The following is a 6,021-nucleotide window of genomic DNA, read 5'->3' as shown; positions in this document are numbered from 1 at the left end:
GGCAGAAGCTCGCAAAACATGGCGTGACGGTAACTGAATGGGCGCTGATGCGCGAACTTTTTGATGCGGGCTTGCCACCTAGCGTGATTGCGACCCGCCTGGGGATGACGCGTGGCGGAGTAACCAAGCTCGCTCTAAATCTGGAATTTCAGTTTGGTAATTAGCGGCTCGCTCTAAAGCGGCGAGTAAATCTTCAGTTAAAGCATCGACTTCATCCTCGGTTGCTGTCGCTAGCGGTGTAAACCAGGCAGCTTGCGCGTCTTCCTCTCTACCTGCTAATAAATAAGCAACGCCCAGATGCCAGTAATTACTAGCAATAGTTTCATCAGTGGCGATCTCTGCTTCATAAAAATCGATCGAACCTAATGAATCGCCTACTGAGGCTGAGGAGATGGCTGTTGATACCTGCATGAATTTAACCCTGACAAAGCACAGATCGTCCTCTAGTATAACCAGCAGCCGATCGAGACTAAATCGAGGTAATTACGGAACAAAATCGATCGCGATGAATTGGTAACCGTAAATTTACCGATCCTCACTCAGATCGCTATGTTTTAAATACAGTAAAAATCACCCTATTAATATGTAATTAAAATAGAGCCAATGTCGATCGATTGTTGAATTTAAAACTCAATCTTTAGATACTTAACGAAGTAGTCGTCGTCGCACAAGTAGGTGCCGAGCCGACGTTATCGATCGGTACCACTACAGGCGTAGCCGTACCAATAGTAATATTTTGACACAAGATCGTGGCGATGACACTTTGATTGGCACCGTTAACAACCCGACTCGAACGACCGCTATAACCTTTGAGTGCAGTATCATTGGGGGCAGCTAAAATGCTAGCAGTTTCAGTCGCACCAGTGAGCGTATAAGTATAGTTAGTAGTACTGCCGTTACCCGCACCAATGTTATCGGTAATACTACCGACTGCTAAAACACCAAAAGAAGTCGCAAACCGATTGTTTTCAGCGCGGAAAGAGTTTTGAGTTTTGTTAATTAAAACAACATTCTGTTTAGCCTCAGATTGTTTAGCCTTAACATCTTGATTGAGAAAGTTAGGAATCGCAATTGCCGACAGAATACCAATAATTAAAATTACAACTAGCAATTCGATCAGCGTAAACCCCCCCTCTTGTTGCCTGCGGTTTAGGTGTTGAATAAACTTAGCTTTTAGCTCGGTTCTCATGGTAATTATGTCCTGTCGGGGTCGGGGTAATTTGTTGGTACATGATTAAAAAGAAGCGGTGGGCAAAATGCCCACCGTTGCTATTCCATCTAAATATCTGACATATTTGCAGGTCTTCAGATGAAGGATTAATAATTATAGGCTCAAGGAAGTAGTGCTACCACCACAAGCGAGTGGGCTAGTACCACCAGTACCAGTAGCTGCGCTGACTGCACCAGTACCTGGAGCTGTAGCTTCACAGAGGATAGTACCGATGACACTTTGGTTAGCAGTGTTACTGAACCGAGCAGCACGACCAGCGTAACCTTTGAGTCCACCATCTCTGGCAGCACCAAGAACATCAGCAGTGTCAGTAGCACCAGACATTGAATAGTTGAAGTTAACAGTACTTCCACTTGCATCACCGACAACACTACCGATTGCTAGAATATTAAAGGAAGTAGCAAAAGCACTGTTTTCAGCGCGGTAGGAGTTTTGGGTTTTGTTAACCAAAGCGATGTTTTGTTTACCTTCGCTCTGTTTAGCTTTAGAAGCTTGGTTGAGGAAGTTAGGTAAAGCGATTGCAGCTAAGATACCGATGATGATAATTACAACTAACAGTTCGACTAATGTGAAACCTTTTTCACTGTTTTTGCGGCTGTTGAGGTGTTGGATGAATTTAGCTTGTAGTTCAGTTCTCATTTTGATTATTTCCTGTAAGGGTTGGGGTGGTGTGTTGCGTTGCGTTTGCTTCGTGTCCTCAGCTTACCCACTTGTTTCAATTTACCTATCACCCCCAAGCAACTTTTTTTTAAAATCTTTGAAAACAGACGGTTATCCTACTACCAAACCCTCTCTGGGTGCGGAAATTACGACTTAAAAGAATTTTGGAAATTGAGTGATAAATGTTTCGATCGGATGATGATTGGTAGCTAATAGCTAGTAGTTGGGGCAAAAAAATTCCCGCGAAGTGCATTGCTACAATTGAAATTTGTATATTTGCCTTCAACGGGTATTTAGGGGTTGTCTATATATATGTGTTTGGATCTTTAGGCGTTAGGAGCGAAGATCTACCCACCCCGCTCTTCGGGCACCCCTCCGAGGCTACCGTATACAGCACTTCCGTTAGTCATGAGGTACAGTAATTATCTAATTATCTTTGATACAGGCTAATAGCTGCCTATCGATCTGTACCTGATAGCAGCCGGAAGTGCTGTATACACATCTCTATAAGTAAGCGAGATTGGTGAGAATCCCCCTAAATCCCCCTTAAAAAGCGGATGCGCGCACTGTTCGGGTTCCCCGACAGTGAAGCGCACCAAGCAGGGGGACTTCCGGATCCGGTTCCCCCCTTTTTAAGGGGGGTTAGGGGGGATTTAGATCTCAAAACGAAGTCAACCATACTTGTGTAAACACAGTAGCCTCCGAGGAGGGGATTTATCAGATTACTCGTTCATGGATTTGTAGGTGGCGACGGAGGATGGGGATTGTCCGGTGAGGTAGCGGAAGATCCAGTATTTGAAGACGGTATCCATTAAGACGGGGAAGGTGGCGATAAATAGTGAGTTGAACTCGCGGTTTTCGGGAATACCCAAATGTTTGGCGGTAACTTCGAGAATCACTTCCCAGCCGTGTGGAGAGTGAAAGCCGACAAAGGTGTCGGTGAGTAAGATAATGATAAAGGCTTTGGCGGTGTCGCTGAGTCCAGAGACAAGATCGTCGAGGAAGGATTTGAGAATTTTAATCTGTTGCTGGCTATTGGTAATCAACCAGGCAAAGGTCACGATCGATAAAACATCCGCAAACCAGTTTTTAACGGCTTCGGCACTCTGACGATAGAAACTAACTTTAATTTCTTCGGCTTTGGTTTTGACTCGCTCTTCCATTTGTTCGCCTGTGAGTTGGGGCGTGAGTCCAATCATCTGTTGAAATTTGAGTTGCTTCTCAAATAGCTCCATTTCTTCAAATGCTTCTCTTTGAAGATTGACATTCAGGAAGACATCAGCATGGCGATAGTTACGGTATAGATCGATCGCGGGGCCGACAATCACTATTTTAGAAATGTATTGGACGAGCAAGGGCACCAAAATCAACATTAGGATAAATCGCAACGCGGTTCTGGTTTTACCCTGGCTGAAGCGGTAATTAGCGATGACTTGAGTCTCGGCTTTGGGGTTGAGATCTTGCTGAATGCGGCGAAATGTGGCAATCAGAGACGGATCGATGAGGGCTTTTTTATTGATGTTTTCTTGAGGACGGGAGGCATCAAGATCGGGTCGATTGGACATAGGATTGGACGGGCGACGATCTGGTAGAGTTTTACGGCTGTTTAGTGCAGAGCGATTGGTGGTAAGGGATCGAACGGTTGTGGGTGCTAATCCGTCTATATCGGGTGGGGCGATCGCATCGATCGCGCGTTGTCCTAAGTTCGTACGAGCATTATAATTGTCTAGCTGTGCCGTGCGGTCTGCATATCGAGCCAGCAGTTCGTCGATGAAGCTGAGTTTTTCCAGGATCCGCGCCTCGTATTCAATATCGGGCGTATATGGATTAATATCGCTAAATCCTTGCCCGTCAAATTGTTGGCTCTCTGGCGGTTGGGGATAATTATTTCCGGTAATTGCGCGGCTGGTTTGAAATTCAGCCAGCCGAATTCGGGCGATACTCAAATATTTATTGAGATCGTTCTGAAAGTAGGTAGCAACTTGATTGTTAGGATCTGCTGCGGAAACTTCGATGTTCTCGCCGCCAAAATGTTCGTCTTCGATCGCTTTTATTTTCAAAGCTGCTTTGTAGGCTTCATCTAGCGCGCGATCGGCTGTACGATAAAACCACTGATTTGCTTTGCGCCAGTATTGACTGAGTTTGTTCTCCATCAGGGATTTAGCTGCTCGGTTAAGCCTCGTTAAATGGTGTAGCGATCCCATCCTCGTCTTCATCTCATCCCATGCTGTGCATCGGTCATCAACATCGGCTGCGGCTACTTTCTAGGAGTTGTTGGGCAGTATTTTTGAATGTCGATTCGTTGGCGTTGTCAGAGGGTGTCTGAAAAGTCTTATTAGCTTCGATCCTAGATCTTAATCCCCCTAAATCCCCCTTAAAAAGGGGGACTAAGAATCCGGTTCCCCCCTTTCTAAGGGGGGCTAGGGGGGATTTTTAGGGTTTACGCTTAACAAACTAGACTTTTCAGACACCCTCTCAAGCAGTACCAGCTAATAGGCGAACGGGATGAGCCAGCTAGGGTAAATTTACGCTACATATATTTTAGAATAAATGGGCTGAGTGGTGCAGAACAGTATCTGTTGTAGCCAGAAAGTTAAAGCGATGGAGACGGCGGGTGCGATTAGTTCGATAACTGTCGGATTTCATCTAGTGGAGAGTGAAGATCTTCTGGTTCTTCAGGGATAAATTCAAAACAGATTTTCAGTTTTCCTTTTTGCCACCCTTTGCCATCAGGCTGTAGAAGATTACAGTTTATGCCAGACAAAAGTGTATTATTGAGTCTTGGACTATCTTTGCTTGGATCGAGCATACTCCCCTTCACAAGAGTTGAAACCTTATTCATTAAATATTGCCTGGAGTGTCCTTGCTGAATTGTTTGTGCAACTGTATCTGTTAGTTTTTCTATGAACTTTACTCTATCGTTGAAATCAATGCAATCGACGTTCGATCCTTTGAACATATCAAGAAGTTCGCTAAGTATGAATGTGCCATGCGATCCCAATATTTCTAGCATCTCTGGATCGAGACAACGAGCAACAGCTTGTGAATCGGGGATGATTTGTTTGGATCGATCGTTCATGATTTGATAATTATTTAATGTGTTAGATGTAAATATATAACATTCGTTATTTAATTGCTGGGGAGGGCGGGTTCGATCGTAGATTTTCAGTACGATCGGAATCGATCGCATAAACCCGCCCCTACAGATCCGATTAATTAACTTCAGCTAATCCGAATGATGCTCGATCGATCGGAGCATGAGTACTTTTCGCTGTACTAGTTTGCTGGCGATCGAAGTCACGTATTTGTTTAAGTGCTTTTTTAAAAGAGCCATTTGTTTCTGAAATTTCCCGATCGTCAAACTCTATATTTTTCAATATTTCTCCACTTTGACTTGTATAGATTAAGAAGCCAACAGAATCATATATTCTTACTTTCGCGATACCATTTTTAAGCGCAAATGCAAAATCGATGAAGATTGCTTCATCATCATCTTCATCATAGCCAGTTGATGTATTGATTGGACATGGACGTTCGCTCATGGAAAGTAAATCATCGATGGTGCTAATAATATGGATAACTTCAGTAAGAACAAAGCTCATGATTCAAATTAAAAACGGTACATTTATAGTGTGCCCATGAATCGATAGAGACAAACATATAAAACATATTTATAGATCTGTAGGGGCGGGTTTATGAGATCGATTTCGCATTTACTAGAAATCTCTAATCGAACCCGCCCTCCCCCACAAGCAATTTACAAACAATATTTGTCCGATCGATCCTCACAAATAAAGATCGCTCGAACCCCTAACGATCTAATTACTATCGCCAGCCATAACTAACTCTGCGGTAGATTCAATATTATCGCGAACAGGTAATAACAGTAAATCCGATCGATCTAAAGTTGGCAACCGATGTCGGTCTAATTGCATGGCTTCCAGACAGCTATTAATCCCCTCAACAGCGTCATTAAATAAACCGATCTGTTGTTCTACTTCGGCTAATTGACGTTGATTTTGGCGGATTTTTTCTTCGGCTTCTTTCTCTAGTGCTTTGGCGATATATGCACGAGCGCGATCGTATTGAGAGAGGATTTGCTCGGCTTGGTGGCTGGCTCCGGGTAGTAG

The 6,021-nt window shown here is 43.9% G+C and carries 6 protein-coding genes and 1 pseudogene; all 7 read right to left on the bottom strand.

Annotated elements, in window-relative coordinates:
• Nucleotides 1-78: 78 nt before the first annotated feature.
• Complete coding sequence (locus tag Q0R35_RS11545) at nt 79-411, bottom strand: hypothetical protein (protein ID WP_295617924.1); 333 nt, start codon at nt 409-411, stop codon at nt 79-81.
• 226 nt (nt 412-637) lie between these two features.
• Nucleotides 638-1,189 carry a type IV pilin-like G/H family protein gene (locus tag Q0R35_RS11540; RefSeq protein ID WP_295617921.1) on the bottom strand — a complete coding sequence of 184 codons (552 nt, stop codon included), beginning with the start codon at nt 1,187-1,189 and terminating at the stop codon, nt 638-640.
• A 135-nt stretch (nt 1,190-1,324) separates the two neighbouring features.
• Nucleotides 1,325-1,870: a type IV pilin-like G/H family protein gene (locus Q0R35_RS11535; RefSeq protein WP_295617918.1), complete on the bottom strand. Its 546-nt coding sequence runs from the start codon at nt 1,868-1,870 to the stop codon at nt 1,325-1,327.
• A 743-nt stretch (nt 1,871-2,613) separates the two neighbouring features.
• Complete coding sequence (locus Q0R35_RS11530) at nt 2,614-4,044, bottom strand: proton extrusion protein PcxA (RefSeq protein ID WP_295617915.1); 1,431 nt, start codon at nt 4,042-4,044, stop codon at nt 2,614-2,616.
• A 467-nt stretch (nt 4,045-4,511) separates the two neighbouring features.
• On the bottom strand, nt 4,512-4,970 hold the full coding sequence (locus Q0R35_RS11525; protein ID WP_295617912.1) for a KGK domain-containing protein: 459 nt from the start codon (nt 4,968-4,970) through the stop codon (nt 4,512-4,514).
• 133 nt (nt 4,971-5,103) lie between these two features.
• A complete protein-coding gene (locus Q0R35_RS11520) occupies nt 5,104-5,493 on the bottom strand; it encodes a hypothetical protein (protein WP_295617909.1) in 390 nt (129 codons plus the stop codon).
• A gap of 216 nt (nt 5,494-5,709) precedes the next feature.
• A pseudogene (locus Q0R35_RS11515) lies at nt 5,710-6,021 on the bottom strand (dynamin family protein); the annotation flags it as partial.

The organism is Chamaesiphon sp. GL140_3_metabinner_50 (assembly GCF_025361915.1).
Lineage (GTDB): Bacteria > Cyanobacteriota > Cyanobacteriia > Cyanobacteriales > Chamaesiphonaceae > Chamaesiphon.
The sequence above is the reverse complement of the archived record's forward strand: the minus strand, read 5'-3'. Positions and strand labels throughout refer to the sequence as shown.

Excerpts from the sequence above, each read along its gene's own strand:
- Q0R35_RS11545 (WP_295617924.1), bottom strand. The coding sequence starts at position 411 with ATGCAGGTATCAACAGCCATCTCCTCAGCCTCAGTAGGCGATTCATTA.
- Q0R35_RS11540 (WP_295617921.1), bottom strand. The coding sequence starts at position 1,189 with ATGAGAACCGAGCTAAAAGCTAAGTTTATTCAACACCTAAACCGCAGG.
- Q0R35_RS11535 (WP_295617918.1), bottom strand. The coding sequence starts at position 1,870 with ATGAGAACTGAACTACAAGCTAAATTCATCCAACACCTCAACAGCCGC.
- Q0R35_RS11530 (WP_295617915.1), bottom strand. The coding sequence starts at position 4,044 with ATGGAGAACAAACTCAGTCAATACTGGCGCAAAGCAAATCAGTGGTTT.
- Q0R35_RS11525 (WP_295617912.1), bottom strand. The coding sequence starts at position 4,970 with ATGAACGATCGATCCAAACAAATCATCCCCGATTCACAAGCTGTTGCT.
- Q0R35_RS11520 (WP_295617909.1), bottom strand. The coding sequence starts at position 5,493 with ATGAGCTTTGTTCTTACTGAAGTTATCCATATTATTAGCACCATCGAT.